Source organism: Galbibacter sp. L-19 (assembly GCF_056857615.1).
Map to the genome: position 1 here is coordinate 88,916 of NZ_JBSXNL010000046.1, position 16,071 is coordinate 104,986.

The window sequence follows — 16,071 nt, forward strand, 5'->3', positions numbered from 1 at the left end:
TTTTAAAGCTAAATAATTAATGCTTATACTGATTTTAATGAATATATGTAATCGATAACATTATGTGGTAAATTTTCTATGAACATCCGTAACCGATAAAAAACAAAACCCATAAAAACTCCCTATCTTTGCATAAAGAACCAAAGGTAATGAGCAACATACGTATAACTAAACAATTTAACTTTGAAACTGGGCACGCCCTATATGGCTATGATGGCAAATGCAGAAACGTACATGGGCATAGCTATAAACTTTCTGTTACAGTTATTGGTACTCCAATAACCGATACTGCCAATGTTAAATTAGGAATGGTGATAGATTTTGGAGATCTAAAAAAAATAGTTAAAGAAGATATTGTTGATGTTTTTGACCATGCTACCGTATTTAATAAAAACACTCCTCACGTAGAATTAGCGCAAGAACTCTCTACTCGTGGACACAATGTTATTTTGGTTGATTATCAACCTACAAGTGAAAATATGGTCATAGATTTTGCTGAAAAAATTAAAAAAAGACTTCCTGAGCATATCCAACTGCACTCCTTAAAACTACAAGAAACAGAAACCTCGTTTGCCGAATGGTACGCTACAGATAATAACTAGGGCGTTACCCCAAAAGGGTCGGGTTTTCCGCGCTACACGGTAGCTTGCTTCAACCCCTAACGCAAAAACAATTTTTCTATCTTTACATCTTTAAATACAAAGAATGAATATTCCTGAAGGTAAAAAAGTATATTTCGCATCAGATAACCACTTAGGAGCACCTACTCGAAAAGAAAGTGCAATCCGTGAAAAAAAATTTGTTGCTTGGCTCGACGAAGTAAAGCAAGATGCAGCAGCTATTTTTTTATTAGGAGACTTATTCGACTTTTGGTTTGAATATAAAACAGTAATTCCAAAAGGGTTTTCTAGAACTTTTGGAAAACTAGCAGAGATTACAGATGCCGGAATCCCAATCTATTATTTTGTTGGTAACCACGATTTATGGATGGATGGTTATTTTGAAGAAGAACTCAATATTCCTGTTTATCATACTCCTCAAGAATTTACTTTTAACAATAAAAAAATTTTCATCGGTCACGGAGATGGTCTAGGCCCAGGCGACAAAGGGTACAAACGCATGAAAAAAGTATTTACTAATCCTGTTGCTAAATGGTTTTTTAGATGGCTACATCCAGATCTAGGTGTTAAATTAGCACAATATCTGTCGGTAAAAAACAAACTTATTTCTGGAGATGAGGATATTAAATTTTTAGGCGAAGAGAATGAATGGCTTGTGCAATATTGCAAACGAAAACTAGAAAGTGAATACCGCGATTATTTTGTATTTGGACACCGACACTTACCTCTTGAAATAGATTTGAATAACAATAGTAAATATGTAAATTTAGGAGACTGGATACATTATTATACCTACGCAGAATTTGACGGAACCGAACTCCGACTAAAAACTTATGATATACAGAAATAACCATAAAAAACACCCTTTAAAAAGAAAGCGTTTTCTCTTTGCGCTGTTTGTGGTTGTTTTATGTGTTTTTTCTCATTTCTTTTTTCAATTTAGAACATCCGATAAAGAAACACTACGTTTTTTTAAAAAATCGGAAGTTTCTGCTTCTATAAAATACATCCCTTCAAACATAATTTCTTCTAAAGTAAGGGTTATTCAAACAGGAAATTCTAAAAAAAATACAGTCTTATTTATTCATGGGGCTCCAGGCTCTGGAAACGCTTTTTATGGGTATCTAAAAGATTCTTCCTTATTAAAAAACGCCAAACTAATTACGTTCGATCGTCCCGGTTATGGCTATTCTGGTTTTGGAAAGTCGCTTCCCTCCATAGAAAAACAAGCCTTAATTGTAGATGAAATAATCCAGGCTTTAGATTTGAAAAATGTAATTGTTGTAGGACATTCTTATGGAGGACCAATTGCTGCACTCTCAGCATTAAAAAATAATAAAATAAAAGACATAGTTATGCTTTCTCCAGCAATAGATCCAAATTCAGAAGAATATTTTTGGGTTGGAAATTTTGCCAAATGGAAAGCTACCCGTTGGTTAGTCCCAAGAGCTTTTGTAGTAGCAGCCGATGAAAAATATGCTCATGCCGAAGAATTAAAAACTATGGAAAGTTTATGGAAAAAAATACCAGTTCCTGTGCTTATACTACATGGAAAAAAGGATTTTTTAGCTCCCTATAAAAACATGGAATATGTTGAGGATTATTTTCCAAAAACACTCCTAAATTCCATAACACTTCCAAATGAAAATCATTTTATTCCATGGACAAAACAACAACTTATTATAAAAGAAATTGACTCTCTAATCCAAAATATTCAATAGTTATTTAATTTATAATTATCTCTAATTACAATCTAAATCAGTAGATTTTTTTCTGCATCCCAAGGAATTTTATACTTTTGAATAAAATAAAACTACAATGCGCTTTCTCTTCTTTTTACTTTTATCCGCTATAAGCATTCTTAACTTATATCCACAATCGGTTAACGACAGTATTTTACGGGTTGGTTATGGTGGGTCTGAGCCTTTTGTATATACTAATGAAACTCCAAAAGGAATAATTGTAGATGTGTGGCGAGAAATAGCATTTAATGAGGATTTTAAATATAAGCTATATCCATACAAAACAATTGATTCTGGCTTACTTGCAGTAAAAAACAATAAAATTGATATTTTTATTGGCCCAATAACCATTAATTCTAATCGGGCTCAACATGCTACTTTCTCTCAGCCTTATTTTGATACAGAAATGGCTATTCTAGCTCCTGTACTAGATTTAACTTTTTGGGAACGTATTCAGCCATTTTTTAGTACAACTTTTTTGTATGCCGTGCTTGGTTTGCTATTGGTACTTACCATTGTTGGAATATTATTCTGGCTTGCCGAAGGAAAACATATGGGAGCAGAGTATGGTGATAGCGCTATAAAAGGAATAGGAACTGGTATTTGGCTTGCTATTGTAACGATGACAACTGTTGGATATGGTGATTATGCTCCAAAAACCATTTTAGGTAGGTTTATTATAGGAAGCTGGATGATTATATCTCTTATTATGGCTACTTCTTTTGTGGCTGGAATTGCTACAACACTCTCTATTACATCCAAGGAAGGAAAAACTATTACTTCTCTTACACATCTTGAAAGTAAAAAAGTTGCCGTGCCATCCAATCAAAAGTTAATAGACAATATTAATATCTTTGGAGGAGAAACGGTAATTGTAACAAATGCCAAGGAAGGTTATAAAAAATTAATAAATGGTGATGTAGATGCATTAGTTTATGATATTGTACCCTTAGAACACATCTTTAAGAATAGTAAAAAAGAAGGGTTTCTTTTAAGTAAAAAGGGTATTTTACCTCAACATTATGGCTTTGCTTTTCCTGAAGCAAATGCATTAAAAAAACAGATTGATATTGAAATATTAAGACTAAAGGAAAGCGGTGAAATTAATAAAATTATAAAAGAATGGGTTAATCGGTAATTCATTCTTAATGCCAATCTAACTTAGCTCTTTCCTCCCAATATTCATTTACAGCAATTTTATGCTTAGTTAATAGTGCAATTTCCGCTTCAGATAATTCAAAAGTATATGCTTTCAAATTATCTATTAATTGAGACTTAGAAGAGGCTCCGCTCAAAACAATGGAAGGTTCTATACTATCCATAACATAACGCAAAGCAATGGCATCCAACCCTACATTATATTTTTTAGAAAGTGTTTTTAAAAGCTCATATAAATCAGAATAATGTGGATAACTCTCATTCTTAAAAACTCTTCCATTGGCCAAAGCTTCTTTTATAATAACAGTTTTTTGTTTCTTTATTGCGTCCTTTAAAATATTGAAAACACTCTGTTCAAATATATTATATGTTACTTGAAAGCTATCGAATAATTCTATACCATCTATCTCTAAACTTAATGCAGTTTTTATAACTTCAGATTGATTAATTCCGCTAGATGTTAAGCCTATTTTTAATCCAAATTCTCTTTTTAATTTAGAAAGCTTAACTAGAACGTCCTTATTGAATAAAACCCCACTTTCTAAGGTAGCGGAATGTATTTGATAATACTTAAGCTGTGGTAATAACACTTTAGAAACTTCCCATTGCTCGGTTAATTTTGATAAAGAATGTTCTTTAATTTCATGTTTTCCAGCATATCCAAGTTCCCAGTCTGCCATATATGTATAGCCCCATTTAGTACCCAAAACAACATCTGTGTAGCCGTGTTTAACATTCCATTCATACAAAAAAGCTTCTCCCTTTCCGTAAGAAGGAGCAGTATCAAAATAACGAATTCCCAATTTATAAGCTTGATCTAAAACTTCAAATGCATTATTTTTAAAAGCTTTTTCTGACTTATTATCTACAACCGAATTATTTACATTAATATATTCTGGACGTCCAAGCGCTGCTAAACCTAAACCTATTTTTGTCTTATTTCCACTCATTAATCATACTTTATTTGGCATGTAACACATGTATACGAGTGTTCGTCCAAAATAATACCACTTATATGTTGAGTAACAAATTCTTTGATGAAATTATTATAATTATCATGAAGTGGGTTTACGTCTTTGGCTCTCATAAGCTCATAAAACTGCCCTTCCCATTCTTGGCTTCCCCAACAGTTTGGGCAAATTCCTTCTGGAGATTTCCCTACAGAATCATTATTTTCTTTACTCTTAAAATACCTTTTTACACTATCAACAATACTTTCTTTCATTTTTTATTGATTTTTAATTTCTTCTGTTTCAATAATCACTTCATTCTGTAATGTTCTATGAACAGGACATTTCGAGGCGATTTCTTTTAATTTATTCCGTTGGGTTTCATCCAAATTTCCTACAAATTTTAATTTCTTGGACAAATAATCAATCCGTCCAGGTTTTTCTACATCTACCTTTAAATCGTCGCTGTGTTTTTTTGAATGTGTTATATATACAAATACTTCATCCAGCGGCCATCCTTTCCTTTCTGCATAAAGTTTTATCGTCATGGTTGTGCAAGCAGCCAATCCAGCGCTTAAATAATCGTAGGGGCCTGGCCCAAAATCATCTCCACCAAAACTTTGGGGTTCATCTGCAATAAAGGCGTGATTTTTTGTCTGTATATTAGTAGTGAAATTATCTTCTTTTAAGTTTAAATGAGCTACTAATTGCTCGCCATTTGGACTTAACATTTTATTTTCTTCTGAAGAGAAATAACGTTGTGTCCACATTCCAATTATATTTCCTGCATACTCACTATCTTTCGTCTCCGACAAAAGATGATCTGCATCATCTAAACTGATAAAACTTTTTGGATGCATTGCATTATGATACAATTCTTGTGCATTCTCAATCCCAACCTTCTTATCAAAAGGAGCATGCATAATTAATAAAGGCTTTCTTAAGGATTTTACAATTTCTGGAAGGTTTTTCTTATCAAAATCTTCCACAAAATCCTTATCAATTGTAAAAGGTCTCCCTCCAATGTTTACTTCAATATCTCCTTTCTTTTCTATGTCTTCAATTTGATGAGAAAACAACTGCTTAACATGGGAAATCGAAGCTGGTGCTCCAATAGTTGCTACCGCTTTTACCGAATCCAACATAGATGCAGCCACTAAAACCGCTGCCCCTCCAAGAGAATGACCTACCAATAGTGAAGGTTCGGCATAATTTTCTTTTACAAACTGATTCACAGCCAGCAAATCATCAACATTTGCAGAAAAGTGACTTTCCGCAAACTCTCCTTCACTTCGCCCTAAACCCGTAAAATCAAAACGTATTACTCCAAAGCCAAAATTTGTAAGCGACCTACTTATATTACGTACTGCACCAAAACTGCTGTTACATGTAAAACAATGCGCAAAAATTGCATAATAATTAGGTTTTTGGTTTGCAGGAAGCTCTAAATAAGCTTGTAACTTATATCCCTTTTTATTAATAATATCTAGCTTTGAATTTTTCACACGAATAAAATTAAGTTAAACATTTATTTTTTAGAATATTACATAATTAAGCACTCAAGCACTACCTCTTAAAAAGCCTTCGCTTTATTCATCTTCTTTTGTGGAAGCATTTATTTTGGCTATAATAAATCCCTCAATAAGGCTTTGCATATATCAGTTTTATAAAGTGCTTTCTAACTTTTCTTTATTTGTAAATTCAGAAAATTCTTTTAATAACTTTTTCAATTTAGGATTGATGTAGCTTTTACAAAACGGCTTTTCTGGATTACTGAAATAATAATTATGAAACATTTCTTCAGAAGGTTTGAAGCTTTCAAAACTATATACCTTGGTAATTATTTCTTCTGAAAATTCTTTCTGTAACAACTCTAAAACCTCCATCGATTTATCTTTCTGCTCTTCTGAAAAAGTATAGATTGCATATTTATAAGCATCTCTCCAACTATGATTAACAGTGCTTTTATGGGTATGTAAGTGAATTTCTATAAGCGTTTTTAAAGAAATTTCATCTGGAATAAAATGAACAATAATAGCCTCAGAAAATTGGTCTTTATACTCTTTTGAAGCTACAAACCCCTGCGCTACTTTTTTCACTCCTACAAGCGACTGGTAAATAGCTTCCATACACCAATAACAGCTCCCGCTAAGTGCTATTTCATTCATTTACTATCCTTCTTCTGTTATTTCTACCCCTTTCCAAAAGGCTACATAATCTTTAATTTCTTTTGCCAATGGCGTTGGATTTGGATAATACCATGCAGCCATTTTATTAGTCTTACCAGCTACATCAATATTAAAATAAGATGCTTTTCCTTTCCAAGAACAAGTAGTATGTGTTTCTGTTTCCTTAAAAAATTGTTTGTTAAGACTATTCTGAGGAAAATATTTATTTCCTTCTATCTCTTTAATCTCACTACTTTCAGCTAAAATTTCTCCATTCCAACTTGCTCTGTATTTCATTTTAATTATTATTGTTTTTTAATTTCTACCCTTTATAATTATTTAAAAAATGAATCACTTTTTGTTCAGGCATTTCACAAGGTTTTAAATTTTCAGATTTACTTGTTATATAATAATTCAAACTAATAAAATCATTTCCTCCAAGCTCTTTAGCATAGATTTTAATGCTTTTACCATCATTAAAATCGGCTCTAGTTACTCCATATTTTTTCTGTTGATATTCAACTTCAGAATAACCAAGAGGTAAATTTTTTATTTTTTCAAGTATCACTCTTCATCCATTAAATCAATACCTCCCCAAACAACTGAAAATTTCTGACAATGTATTACCAAAGATTTATAGTCTGCCATATTTACATCTGGCGGAAATTTATACTTCTGCGCCCCTTTATTCGACTTTAAACTTGCAACATAAACGCCTCCTTCTTTGTCGATAGCATCTCTGTTGTTAATTTCACTCATCTCTTTTTGAGAGAGATATAACTTTAAATCTGGACCAGCCAAGGTGTAAAAATCCCCTCCAAGTACAAAGTACATCTCTTTATTTTCTTTCTGAACGCTCCAATTCCCTCTAATACTATATACCTTATCTACCCATTGATTTCCTTTTTGAGCAATTCCTTCAGCATTGGTCATAACTATTAGTAATAGTGTTAATACGGTTGTTTTCATTTTTTTATTTTTGGTTAAGAACTACACGATAACATGGAACAACCTACTTTATGGCGTGCCCATTCAGGGCGTTTAACAAACCATTTCTCATTGTCTGGTTGTTCATTATACGGTTTTTTTAGTAATTGATATAACTCTTCTATCAAAGAATAATTGCCTTTATCGGCACTCTCTATTGCTAGTTGAGCCATATAATTTCTCAATACATATTTAGGGTTTACATTATTCATTTTCTCTTTTCTAGCTTCATCAGATAAGCGCTCTTTTTTCAATCGGTTTCTATAAAAAGTAAACCAAGTGTTCCATTTTTCAAGAATTTCTCCTTGAATTTCTTCCGAAGAATAAAAAGCCTCTTTTACTATGTCTACCCCACTCCCATTTTTTTCTTTCGTAAATTTACTCAAATTTCTGAAAAAAATCGTCACGTCTGTTTCTGATAATTCTAAATTTTCTTCTAATTGAAGAATTAAGCGAGAATCTTCCTCCTCGTTTTGCTCTAATCCAAGCTTACTTCGTATCATCTCTAAAGACTTTTCTTCAAAATCTACCTTATAGTCGTTTAGTATTTTTTCTAACCCTTCTACTTCATCAATTAACGGATAAATAGCATTTGCCAACTGATACAAATTCCAAAGTCCAATATTTGGTTGATTTCCAAAACGGTATCTTTTATTAGTAGCATCTGTTGTATTGGGCGTCCATCCAAAATCAAATCCTTCAAGCCAACCATAAGGCCCATAATCTATGGTAAGACCTAGAATAGACATATTATCTGTATTAAGAACTCCGTGTACAAAGCCAACTCGTTGCCAATGCAAAACCGTTTCTAAAGTTTGGATTGCTACTTCTTTAAAAAACTGAATATAAACCTCTTTTGAAGGAGTACCTAAATACGGATAAAAATGTTTTATGGTATAGTCGGCTAGCTTTTTTAAATTCTCATGATCTCCCCTTGCTGCAAAAATTTCAAAATTCCCGAATCGTATAAATGAAGGTGCAACCCTACAAACTACAGCCCCTTTTTCATAAGCTGGATTTCCATTATAAAGCACATCTCTTAATACCTCATCTCCAGTAAGCGCAAGAGACAAGGCTCTTGTAGTTGGAACTCCTAAATGAAACATTGCTTCGCTACACAAATATTCTCGAATTGAAGAACGCAATACTGCAAGTCCGTCAGCAGATCTAGAATATGGCGTTTCTCCAGCGCCTTTTAATTGGATTGCCCACCGCTTATTATTGTGAACTACTTCTCCAAGGTTAATAGCGCGACCATCTCCAAGTTGTCCTGCCCAATTCCCAAATTGATGTCCGCCATAGCACATAGCATAAGGCTTGGTGTTATCCAACACCTCATTTCCAGTAAAAATTTTTAAAAAGGCATCCGATTTTTTTTCCTCCTCAGATATCCCAAGCGCTTGCAACATAGCATCCGACACATGGAGTAACGCTGGCGCTGTCGTTTTTTTGGGAGTAACATATGAAAAGAAAGCTTCTTTAACTTGCCTTCTTGAATTTTCTAAAATAGGGTCTGCTGGGAGTTCTTTATTAAAAGTATCTTGTATGTTTAGTTGTATAGTATTCACTTTCTTAAAATTCTATTATTTCTTTCCATTTATCACTTCTCTTAGCTACAGCTTTAACATAAGAACAAACAGCAACTGCTTTATAACCTTCTTTAGTTAATTTTTCAAATGTTTTTTCTACCAATTCTTTTCCTATTCCTCTACCTCTTAATTGTATCGGAACTTCAGAATGAATTAAATACATTTTACCATTTTTAAGTTGATATTCAACTTTTGCTATTTCCTCATTAATAGCTAAAAGATACGCATTATTTACTTTATCATGTTGTACATCCAAAATTGACGGTATTAGCTTATTAATCCATTTATTGAGTTCCTCTTTATTAGGATTTCTCAACTTTTTTGATCCAATTGTAATTGTTGGAAAATTTAATTTCCCAGATTCATACAAACTTCTTAGTTCCTCAGCATAATCTTCATTTTTTTCTACATCCAAAAATTGAAAAGGAAGTCCACGCGCTTCCAACAATAATTGGTAGTAGCGCGTTTTATGACAACCTTCTGCTCCGTATAATTTAATTATAGGAATATTTTTTTTCATTAAACTGTTTTTAAAAATTCAATCGCATTCTCCACATTTAAATGAAAGTCTGCAAAAACTACCTTATCATGCTTATCAATAAAAATAAACCAAGGTGTTCCCCCCGTTTGGTAATTAATTAGGATTTTAGAACGATTTCCTGTAGTCTCATCTCCAGGATCATGTCCAAAAGGAATCTTTAAATTGTATTTAGCCTGCGTTTCTACCATTTTTTCAAAAGTATTAGCATCATGTCCTTCAAAAACGGTTTGAATGGCTAAAAATTCTACCTCATCCTTGTTTTTTAATGCTTCTACCATTTTCTGTAAGGCTGGAAGTCCCTGACTATGACAGCCTGGGCACCAACTTTGAAAACAATATATTACTTTGAATTTTCCTTGAAAATCGGACAACTCAATGGGATTTGTTTTATTTCCATCAGCATCTATCCATAAATTTACATCAAATGCTGGAGCATTAAATATTGTTTTGTCTTCATTTTGATTGCTCATTATTCATTCCCTTTCTTTTTAAAATGATTACACTTATTTGGAATAAAAAGCACCTAAAAGATAAACTCTTAGGTGCTCAAAATGTTAAATAATCTAAGTAAATTCCCTCAATATAAAATATGCTTATGAGGTATTAGTACTAAAAATTACGAAGCCGCCTTTTTTAATTTATCGGCATGCATTTTACGTAATTTTGTCAATTTTGGAGTTATTACAGCACTGCAATAACCTTGTGTTTGATTATTTTTATAGTAATCTTGATGATACTCCTCCGCTTCAAAAAACGCTCCTATCGGACTAATTTCTGTAACAATCTCATCTTCATAATAAGGTGCTATTTGCTTTGCTACTTCTTCGGCAATTTTCTTTTGTTCCTCATTATGATAATAAATAACCGAACGGTATTGAGAACCAACATCTGCTCCTTGACGATTCATGGTTGTTGGATCATGACTTGTCATAAAAATAACTAACAAATCATCATAAGAAATAACTTGTGGGTCAAAGCTTATCTGTATTACCTCCGCATGCCCTGTAAGTCCAGAACATACCTCTCGGTAAGTAGGTTTTCCAGGAGCATTACCCCCTGTATAACCAGAAACAACTTTTTCTACCCCTGCAACTTCTTGAAAAACTGCTTCAATACACCAAAAACATCCGCCACCTATTGTTGCTAATTCTAATTTTTTAGTTGTCATTTTCTTTCCTTTCTAATTTAATTGATACTGAATTTATACAATATCGTAATCCACTTGGTTCTGGACCATCTGGAAAAACATGTCCCTGATGCGCATCGCAAGTATTACACAAAACTTCTACACGTACCATTCCAAAGGAGCTATCTTTTATATATTTAATAGCATTCTCTTTTATTGGTTGTGTAAAACTTGGCCAACCAGAACTCGAATCGTATTTTATGGTAGAATCAAACAAAGGTGTATCACAACATACACAATTATACTGTCCAGCATCATAAATAGAACATAAAGCACCCGAATGTGCCATTTCCGTGCCTTTTAAACGTGTTATTCTATATTGTTCTGATGTGAGTATTTCTTTCCATTCTGCCTCTGTTTTTTCAACACGCCTGTCTGGCTTTGGATTCCCTTTTACAGAAAAATTAATAACGTCTTTCCAAGTTAACATACTGTAGTGTCCTTTCTTTATTGGTTAAAAATGTTCTTAATGAAATTTTGGTATCTCGACTTATTTGATACTTAATAATAGTCGAAGTAACTATCAATTCCTTACAATTATAAACATAACTTCTTCTAAAGATATAGAATTTAATCGTAATTATGCAAATCCTATTTCTTCTTTTAAAACTAATACTGAAATATGTAAAATACTATAAATTGAAGTTAAATGATAAGCAGAAAAAGATAAAATTAGATTGCTCTTATTTGATGTCTTTTAATTTAAGTTGAAGGGAAATAGTTCCATTCCATTCATTTTCATCAATAGCATACACAGCAGAAAATGTTTGTTGGTTTTTAATCCTTGCTATTTTATCTCCAAGATTAAAACCAATTCCATTAATAGAAGGACTTCCATTTTGAGATACGCTTATTTTTAAATGTGCATCATCTTGTCCCACACATTTGCTATATCCTGTATCTTTTAAATTTTGGGTAAGAAACAATGGCGATAAATTCCCTGGACCAAATGGAGCAAATTGTTTTAAAATACGATAAAACTTAGGTGTAATTTGGTCTAAATTAAGCTCGCTATCAATAATGATTTCAGGAGTTAAAAGTTTTGTGTCAATAGTTTCCGAAACTACTTTCTCAAACTTTGTTTTAAAAGCTTCATATTGCTGCGGCTTTAAAGTAAGCCCTGCCGCATATTTGTGTCCTCCAAATTGCTCCAAACAATCTTCACAAGCTTCAATAGCATTATAAACATCAAAACCTTTTACCGAACGGGCTGAAGCAGCAAGTTTTTCGCCACTTTTTGTAAATACTAAAGTAGGTCTATAATGAGTTTCTATAAGTCTTGAAGCTACAATTCCGATAACACCTTTATGCCAACCTTCATTATAAACTACCGAAGTAAATTTATCTTCTTCTTTATTATCTATAATTTGCTGAAGCGCTTCTTTCGTTATTTCTTTATCTAAGCTTTTTCTATCCGAATTAAAAATATCTATTTCTTCAGCAAAACTTTGCGCTGTTTCAAAATCTTTCTCTGTTAAAAGTTGCACTGCATGCAACCCATGTTTCATTCTTCCAGCTGCATTTATCCGAGGAGCTATTACAAAAACAACATCGGTAATAGTTAATTTCTTTTTAAGGTGTTTGGAGATAATTGCTTTAATTCCAGCTCTGGGATTGTCATTTATAACCTTTAATCCAAAATAAGCCAGCACTCTATTTTCTCCAGTTATAGGCACAATATCGGCACCAATAGCAGTAGCCACCAAATCTAAATACGGAATAAAATCAAGGATTGTTTTTCCAGCTTTTGTACCCAAAGCCTGGATTAATTTAAACCCAACTCCACAACCACAAAGTTCGTCGTATGGATAGTTACAATCGTCTTGTTTAGGGTCTAAAATAGCTACCGCATCTGGAATTACATCGCCTGGTCTATGGTGATCGCAAATTATAAAATCGATTCCCTTTTCTTTGGCATAAGCTACTTTATCTACAGCTTTAATGCCACAATCTAGTGCTATAATTAAGGTAAAGCCATTGTCATCTGCAAAATCAATTCCTTGATAAGAAACACCATATCCTTCATTATACCTATCTGGAATATATGTTGCCACATTTGGATATGCTTCTAAAAGATAAGACGACATCAAAGAAACTGCCGTAGTTCCATCCACATCATAATCTCCATACACTAAAATATTCTCTCCTTCGGCAATTGCCTTTTCAATTCTAGATACCGCTTTTTCCATATCCTTCATCAAAAAAGGATCGTGTAAATGACTCAAAGAAGGGCGAAAAAACTTTTTTGCCTCTTCATAATTTGTAATTTCTCTTTGTAAAAGTAAACTAGCAATAACAGTATCCACTCCCAATGTTTCTGAAAGTGAGTTAATAGCTTCTTTATTATGTGATGCTTTTACAGTCCAACGAGTCATTTAAAAATATATATGTTTTACTCAACAATCAATAATTATTGCCTCCAGAGTTTACTATGAGGTAGTTTATTTTAGTAAAATATTTTATGCTGAATGAAACGTAGTTTCAATTTCCATTGCTGCAAATTGACGAAACATTTCCATTACACCACAATATTTTTCTACGGAAAGATCTACTGCTCTCTGTAATTTTTTTTCATCTAAAGCAGCTCCATAAAAGTGATATTCTACTTTTACTTTATGATAATATTTAGGATGCTCATCGGTAAGTTCTGCAATAATATCTATTCTGAAATCGTCTACTTCCAATTTCATTTTCTTAATTAATGAAGCTACATCCAACCCAGAACATCCTGCCAATGCAGAAAGCATTAACGCCTTAGGCCTTAGTCCATCGCCATTTCCACCATCTTCAGGACTAGCATCAATAATTAAATCGCCTGCTGGATTTGTTGAATGAAATTGCATGTTCTTTTTCCATGTAGTAATTACGGTATTTGTAGCTCCCATTTTTATTATTTTAATTCGACTTTCTTATGGATTTCTTCAAGAGTTAATTTCTCAAAAGCTTGCCCTAAGCTTCCCAAAGGGCATTGCCAAAGTATGAGTTATAGTTATTTGTCTTGGAGACTTCAAAAATACACATTCTCTTTTGAAGACACTACATTCATTTAAGGACTTCGTGTACTTTTTATTTTAAAATTTCTTTTACTTTCTGCTGAAGAATAGGTATTACATCGGTTTCAAACCATTTATTTTTTGCTATCCAAAATCTATTAGTAGGAGATGGATGTGGAATAGGAAGGAATTCTGGTAGAAATTCATTGTATTTTCTTACTGTTTCAGTAAGATTCTTTTCAAACCTGTCTTTTAAATAACTTTTTTGAGCATATTGTCCCACCAAAATAGTGAGTTCTACAGATTCCAATTGTTTTACTACTTTATCATGCCACTGAGGTTTGCATTCTGGTCGAGGCGGTAAATCTCCGCTTTTTGCTTTTCCAGGGTAACAAAATCCCATTGGGAGAATTCCAAAATTATCTGAATTATAAAAAGTATAGTTATCTACTCCAAGCCAAGTTCTTAATTTCTTTCCACTTTGATCATCCCAATCAATCCCACTTGTATGAACCTTTAATCCTGGTGCCTGACCAATAATTAAAATTTTAGATTTTTTTGTAACCCTTAAAACAGGCCTTGGCTCTAACGGAAGGTATTCCGCACAAACTTGACATTGACTTATTTCTTGAAGTAACTTTTGCATCAATTAATAAATATTTTAATTAGATTGAGCTAGGTATAATTGTTTTTCTTGGACTGTTTTATTTAAATAAAATGATCATTTTTTAGAGCTGTATGTTTAAATTTAATCATACTTCTATGACTCAAGATTTAGCTCGAATTCATATTTGTCTCTTTCTTTAGTTCCTTTTTCCAAATCAAAAGGTCTTCAGCTTCGTCTAATATGTAACTTTTCATTTATTTTACTAATTACCCTTGTTCAAGCGATTAAACCGTCATTTTTTATATAAATTGTAGCTGCATTTTTTACTTGTCAAAATCATATAAAAACACTTTCAAAGTATAGTTCTTATCGAATTTTCTGCAAATTCTATTTACATCTTCTGCAAGTTTTAATTGTTCTTCGTTTATATTTTTATAATCAGGCTTTGGTTTTCTATTAATTGTAATTGTCAGCATATAATCTATGGCGGATTCGAATTCTTTAGAAAATTCCGATTCTATCATTTTCCATGCATAACTCAAATAATTAATTAATAGTTGAAATTCGAACATATTTCTCGGTATATTATATTCGATTGAGTCAGGTATTATGAATTTACCTTCTTTTCTCCATGGATGAGCAACAATATTATTTCTAAAGCTAAGTAAGTCCCATTTATTTATTTTTTTAATGATGCTTTTATTAATTGCCCTCACTTGATTAACTCGTTCGGAGTACTCAATTAGAGTTTTCGAACTAAAATTCCTATACTCTTCTTGAAAGCTAACAACTTCTAGAATTATATGGTAAAGTAAAGGTGAGTCTGAGAAATTAGCTCCTTTTAAAACTGATTTATCTTGATTTATTTTTTCCCAAATGAGGTCGGTTGAATTTTTACATTTATATAAAATGAATAGACTTTCATACAATTTGATTTTGTGTTCTTGAGTTTTCATTTTTCAGCTTGTATGTAATGGTTTGCGCATATGGTTTGTGGCGGGATAAAACCGCTCGCCATTCGGTTGAACTTTTAAGCTTTCTATAATTTTTCGGTTTAACACAAAATATGCCATAAACTATATATGCTATTGTAACACGTTTTTATTATCTTTTTCAGTTAATATTAAATATCTATTTTTTCCGATTGTTATGAAATAAATTGGATATAGAAATCCGATTACCATAATCCAAATTAAAAAGTTCAAATTAATATTTAAAGCGTATTTTCCAATGAAATAGATTAATATTATTCCGAATAAAATTGAATAAATCCACGCGCCATATTTAAATCCACTCAATTTTAAAATTTTTGTTTCGTTTTCGGTTATATCCAAATTAATCTTTGGACTTCTGCACCAATCTATTTTCATAAAAATTTCGTGCTTTCCATTATCAACTTGATATTCTTGAGTTTCTCCGTCATTTATGGTTCCAACTTTTTTTCCGTCGATATAAATTCCGATTGCACGAGCCTTATTATTCCATTCAGAATTTCTTTCTATTCTAATTTTTGCCATCAAATTCAATTTT

21 protein-coding genes are annotated in these 16,071 nt (G+C 32.4%); 4 read left to right on the top strand and 17 right to left on the bottom strand.

Annotated elements, in window-relative coordinates; all coding sequences use genetic code 11:
* Positions 1-149 precede the first annotated feature (149 nt).
* The 4 genes from AC13CQ_RS06340 (at position 150) to AC13CQ_RS06355 (ending at position 3,500) form a co-directional block, all read left to right on the top strand.
* The gene (locus AC13CQ_RS06340; RefSeq protein ID WP_040879503.1) at positions 150-602 is read left to right on the top strand and encodes a 6-pyruvoyl trahydropterin synthase family protein; all 453 of its coding nucleotides are present in this window, start codon (positions 150-152) and stop codon (positions 600-602) included.
* A gap of 103 nt (positions 603-705) precedes the next feature.
* Positions 706-1,470, top strand: coding sequence for a UDP-2,3-diacylglucosamine diphosphatase (locus AC13CQ_RS06345; RefSeq protein ID WP_474506989.1), 765 nt, complete (start codon positions 706-708; stop codon positions 1,468-1,470).
* On the top strand, positions 1,454-2,341 hold the full coding sequence (locus AC13CQ_RS06350) for an alpha/beta fold hydrolase (protein WP_474506990.1): 888 nt from the start codon (positions 1,454-1,456) through the stop codon (positions 2,339-2,341). The genes AC13CQ_RS06345 and AC13CQ_RS06350 overlap by 17 nt, the downstream gene beginning before the upstream one ends.
* Before the next feature lie 97 nt (positions 2,342-2,438).
* Positions 2,439-3,500 (top strand): transporter substrate-binding domain-containing protein, encoded by a 1,062-nt coding sequence (locus AC13CQ_RS06355; RefSeq protein ID WP_474506991.1) that lies wholly within the window; start codon positions 2,439-2,441, stop codon positions 3,498-3,500.
* A gap of 7 nt (positions 3,501-3,507) precedes the next feature.
* Here AC13CQ_RS06355 and AC13CQ_RS06360 read toward each other — a convergent pair whose 3' ends face one another.
* The 17 genes from AC13CQ_RS06360 to AC13CQ_RS06440 all read right to left on the bottom strand — a co-directional run bounded on the left by AC13CQ_RS06360 (position 3,508) and on the right by AC13CQ_RS06440 (position 16,058).
* Positions 3,508-4,470: an aldo/keto reductase gene (locus AC13CQ_RS06360; RefSeq protein WP_474506992.1), complete on the bottom strand. Its 963-nt coding sequence runs from the start codon at positions 4,468-4,470 to the stop codon at positions 3,508-3,510.
* Positions 4,470-4,745, bottom strand: a complete 276-nt coding sequence (locus AC13CQ_RS06365) for a hypothetical protein (protein WP_474506993.1) — start codon at positions 4,743-4,745, stop codon at positions 4,470-4,472. Before AC13CQ_RS06365 ends, AC13CQ_RS06360 begins: the two co-directional genes overlap by 1 nt.
* Positions 4,746-4,748: 3 nt before the next feature.
* Complete coding sequence (locus AC13CQ_RS06370; protein WP_474506994.1) at positions 4,749-5,975, bottom strand: bifunctional alpha/beta hydrolase/OsmC family protein; 1,227 nt, start codon at positions 5,973-5,975, stop codon at positions 4,749-4,751.
* 159 nt (positions 5,976-6,134) lie between these two features.
* A complete protein-coding gene (locus tag AC13CQ_RS06375; RefSeq protein ID WP_474506995.1) occupies positions 6,135-6,638 on the bottom strand; it encodes a peptide-methionine (S)-S-oxide reductase in 504 nt (167 codons plus the stop codon).
* Positions 6,639-6,641: 3 nt separating this feature from the next.
* Entirely contained in the window at positions 6,642-6,935 is a 294-nt protein-coding gene (locus AC13CQ_RS06380) for a DUF427 domain-containing protein (protein ID WP_008611349.1), read from the bottom strand.
* 25 nt (positions 6,936-6,960) lie between these two features.
* Positions 6,961-7,206, bottom strand: coding sequence for a hypothetical protein (locus AC13CQ_RS06385; RefSeq protein ID WP_008611350.1), 246 nt, complete (start codon positions 7,204-7,206; stop codon positions 6,961-6,963).
* Positions 7,203-7,607, bottom strand: coding sequence for a DM13 domain-containing protein (locus tag AC13CQ_RS06390; protein WP_474506996.1), 405 nt, complete (start codon positions 7,605-7,607; stop codon positions 7,203-7,205). Before AC13CQ_RS06390 ends, AC13CQ_RS06385 begins: the two co-directional genes overlap by 4 nt.
* A gap of 14 nt (positions 7,608-7,621) precedes the next feature.
* On the bottom strand, positions 7,622-9,184 hold the full coding sequence (locus AC13CQ_RS06395) for a protein adenylyltransferase SelO (protein ID WP_474507008.1): 1,563 nt from the start codon (positions 9,182-9,184) through the stop codon (positions 7,622-7,624).
* A 13-nt stretch (positions 9,185-9,197) separates the two neighbouring features.
* Positions 9,198-9,734 carry an N-acetyltransferase gene (locus AC13CQ_RS06400; RefSeq protein WP_335587646.1) on the bottom strand — a complete coding sequence of 179 codons (537 nt, stop codon included), beginning with the start codon at positions 9,732-9,734 and terminating at the stop codon, positions 9,198-9,200.
* Complete coding sequence (locus AC13CQ_RS06405) at positions 9,734-10,225, bottom strand: peroxiredoxin family protein (RefSeq protein WP_474506997.1); 492 nt, start codon at positions 10,223-10,225, stop codon at positions 9,734-9,736. Before AC13CQ_RS06405 ends, AC13CQ_RS06400 begins: the two co-directional genes overlap by 1 nt.
* A gap of 146 nt (positions 10,226-10,371) precedes the next feature.
* Complete coding sequence (msrA, locus tag AC13CQ_RS06410) at positions 10,372-10,923, bottom strand: peptide-methionine (S)-S-oxide reductase MsrA (protein ID WP_474506998.1); 552 nt, start codon at positions 10,921-10,923, stop codon at positions 10,372-10,374.
* A complete protein-coding gene (gene msrB / locus AC13CQ_RS06415) occupies positions 10,913-11,371 on the bottom strand; it encodes a peptide-methionine (R)-S-oxide reductase MsrB (RefSeq protein ID WP_474506999.1) in 459 nt (152 codons plus the stop codon). Before msrB ends, msrA begins: the two co-directional genes overlap by 11 nt.
* Positions 11,372-11,624: 253 nt before the next feature.
* On the bottom strand, positions 11,625-13,316 hold the full coding sequence (gene recJ / locus AC13CQ_RS06420; protein WP_474507000.1) for a single-stranded-DNA-specific exonuclease RecJ: 1,692 nt from the start codon (positions 13,314-13,316) through the stop codon (positions 11,625-11,627).
* Between the two features lie 84 nt (positions 13,317-13,400).
* Positions 13,401-13,826: an OsmC family protein gene (locus AC13CQ_RS06425; RefSeq protein WP_008611358.1), complete on the bottom strand. Its 426-nt coding sequence runs from the start codon at positions 13,824-13,826 to the stop codon at positions 13,401-13,403.
* A 181-nt stretch (positions 13,827-14,007) separates the two neighbouring features.
* Positions 14,008-14,580, bottom strand: a complete 573-nt coding sequence (locus AC13CQ_RS06430; RefSeq protein ID WP_335587643.1) for a uracil-DNA glycosylase family protein — start codon at positions 14,578-14,580, stop codon at positions 14,008-14,010.
* A 284-nt stretch (positions 14,581-14,864) separates the two neighbouring features.
* Positions 14,865-15,497 carry a hypothetical protein gene (locus tag AC13CQ_RS06435; protein WP_474507001.1) on the bottom strand — a complete coding sequence of 211 codons (633 nt, stop codon included), beginning with the start codon at positions 15,495-15,497 and terminating at the stop codon, positions 14,865-14,867.
* 129 nt (positions 15,498-15,626) lie between these two features.
* Positions 15,627-16,058: a hypothetical protein gene (locus AC13CQ_RS06440; RefSeq protein WP_474507002.1), complete on the bottom strand. Its 432-nt coding sequence runs from the start codon at positions 16,056-16,058 to the stop codon at positions 15,627-15,629.
* Between the last annotated feature and the right edge of the window lie 13 nt (positions 16,059-16,071).

Excerpts from the sequence above, each read along its gene's own strand:
- recJ (WP_474507000.1), bottom strand. The coding sequence starts at position 13,316 with ATGACTCGTTGGACTGTAAAAGCATCACATAATAAAGAAGCTATTAAC.
- AC13CQ_RS06425 (WP_008611358.1), bottom strand. The coding sequence starts at position 13,826 with ATGGGAGCTACAAATACCGTAATTACTACATGGAAAAAGAACATGCAA.
- AC13CQ_RS06400 (WP_335587646.1), bottom strand. The coding sequence starts at position 9,734 with ATGAAAAAAAATATTCCTATAATTAAATTATACGGAGCAGAAGGTTGT.
- msrB (WP_474506999.1), bottom strand. The coding sequence starts at position 11,371 with ATGTTAACTTGGAAAGACGTTATTAATTTTTCTGTAAAAGGGAATCCA.
- AC13CQ_RS06360 (WP_474506992.1), bottom strand. The coding sequence starts at position 4,470 with ATGAGTGGAAATAAGACAAAAATAGGTTTAGGTTTAGCAGCGCTTGGA.
- AC13CQ_RS06375 (WP_474506995.1), bottom strand. The coding sequence starts at position 6,638 with ATGAATGAAATAGCACTTAGCGGGAGCTGTTATTGGTGTATGGAAGCT.
- AC13CQ_RS06350 (WP_474506990.1), top strand. The coding sequence starts at position 1,454 with ATGATATACAGAAATAACCATAAAAAACACCCTTTAAAAAGAAAGCGT.
- AC13CQ_RS06345 (WP_474506989.1), top strand. The coding sequence starts at position 706 with ATGAATATTCCTGAAGGTAAAAAAGTATATTTCGCATCAGATAACCAC.
- AC13CQ_RS06390 (WP_474506996.1), bottom strand. The coding sequence starts at position 7,607 with ATGAAAACAACCGTATTAACACTATTACTAATAGTTATGACCAATGCT.
- AC13CQ_RS06430 (WP_335587643.1), bottom strand. The coding sequence starts at position 14,580 with ATGCAAAAGTTACTTCAAGAAATAAGTCAATGTCAAGTTTGTGCGGAA.
- AC13CQ_RS06380 (WP_008611349.1), bottom strand. The coding sequence starts at position 6,935 with ATGAAATACAGAGCAAGTTGGAATGGAGAAATTTTAGCTGAAAGTAGT.
- AC13CQ_RS06440 (WP_474507002.1), bottom strand. The coding sequence starts at position 16,058 with ATGGCAAAAATTAGAATAGAAAGAAATTCTGAATGGAATAATAAGGCT.
- AC13CQ_RS06405 (WP_474506997.1), bottom strand. The coding sequence starts at position 10,225 with ATGAGCAATCAAAATGAAGACAAAACAATATTTAATGCTCCAGCATTT.
- msrA (WP_474506998.1), bottom strand. The coding sequence starts at position 10,923 with ATGACAACTAAAAAATTAGAATTAGCAACAATAGGTGGCGGATGTTTT.
- AC13CQ_RS06365 (WP_474506993.1), bottom strand. The coding sequence starts at position 4,745 with ATGAAAGAAAGTATTGTTGATAGTGTAAAAAGGTATTTTAAGAGTAAA.
- AC13CQ_RS06340 (WP_040879503.1), top strand. The coding sequence starts at position 150 with ATGAGCAACATACGTATAACTAAACAATTTAACTTTGAAACTGGGCAC.
- AC13CQ_RS06355 (WP_474506991.1), top strand. The coding sequence starts at position 2,439 with ATGCGCTTTCTCTTCTTTTTACTTTTATCCGCTATAAGCATTCTTAAC.
- AC13CQ_RS06435 (WP_474507001.1), bottom strand. The coding sequence starts at position 15,497 with ATGAAAACTCAAGAACACAAAATCAAATTGTATGAAAGTCTATTCATT.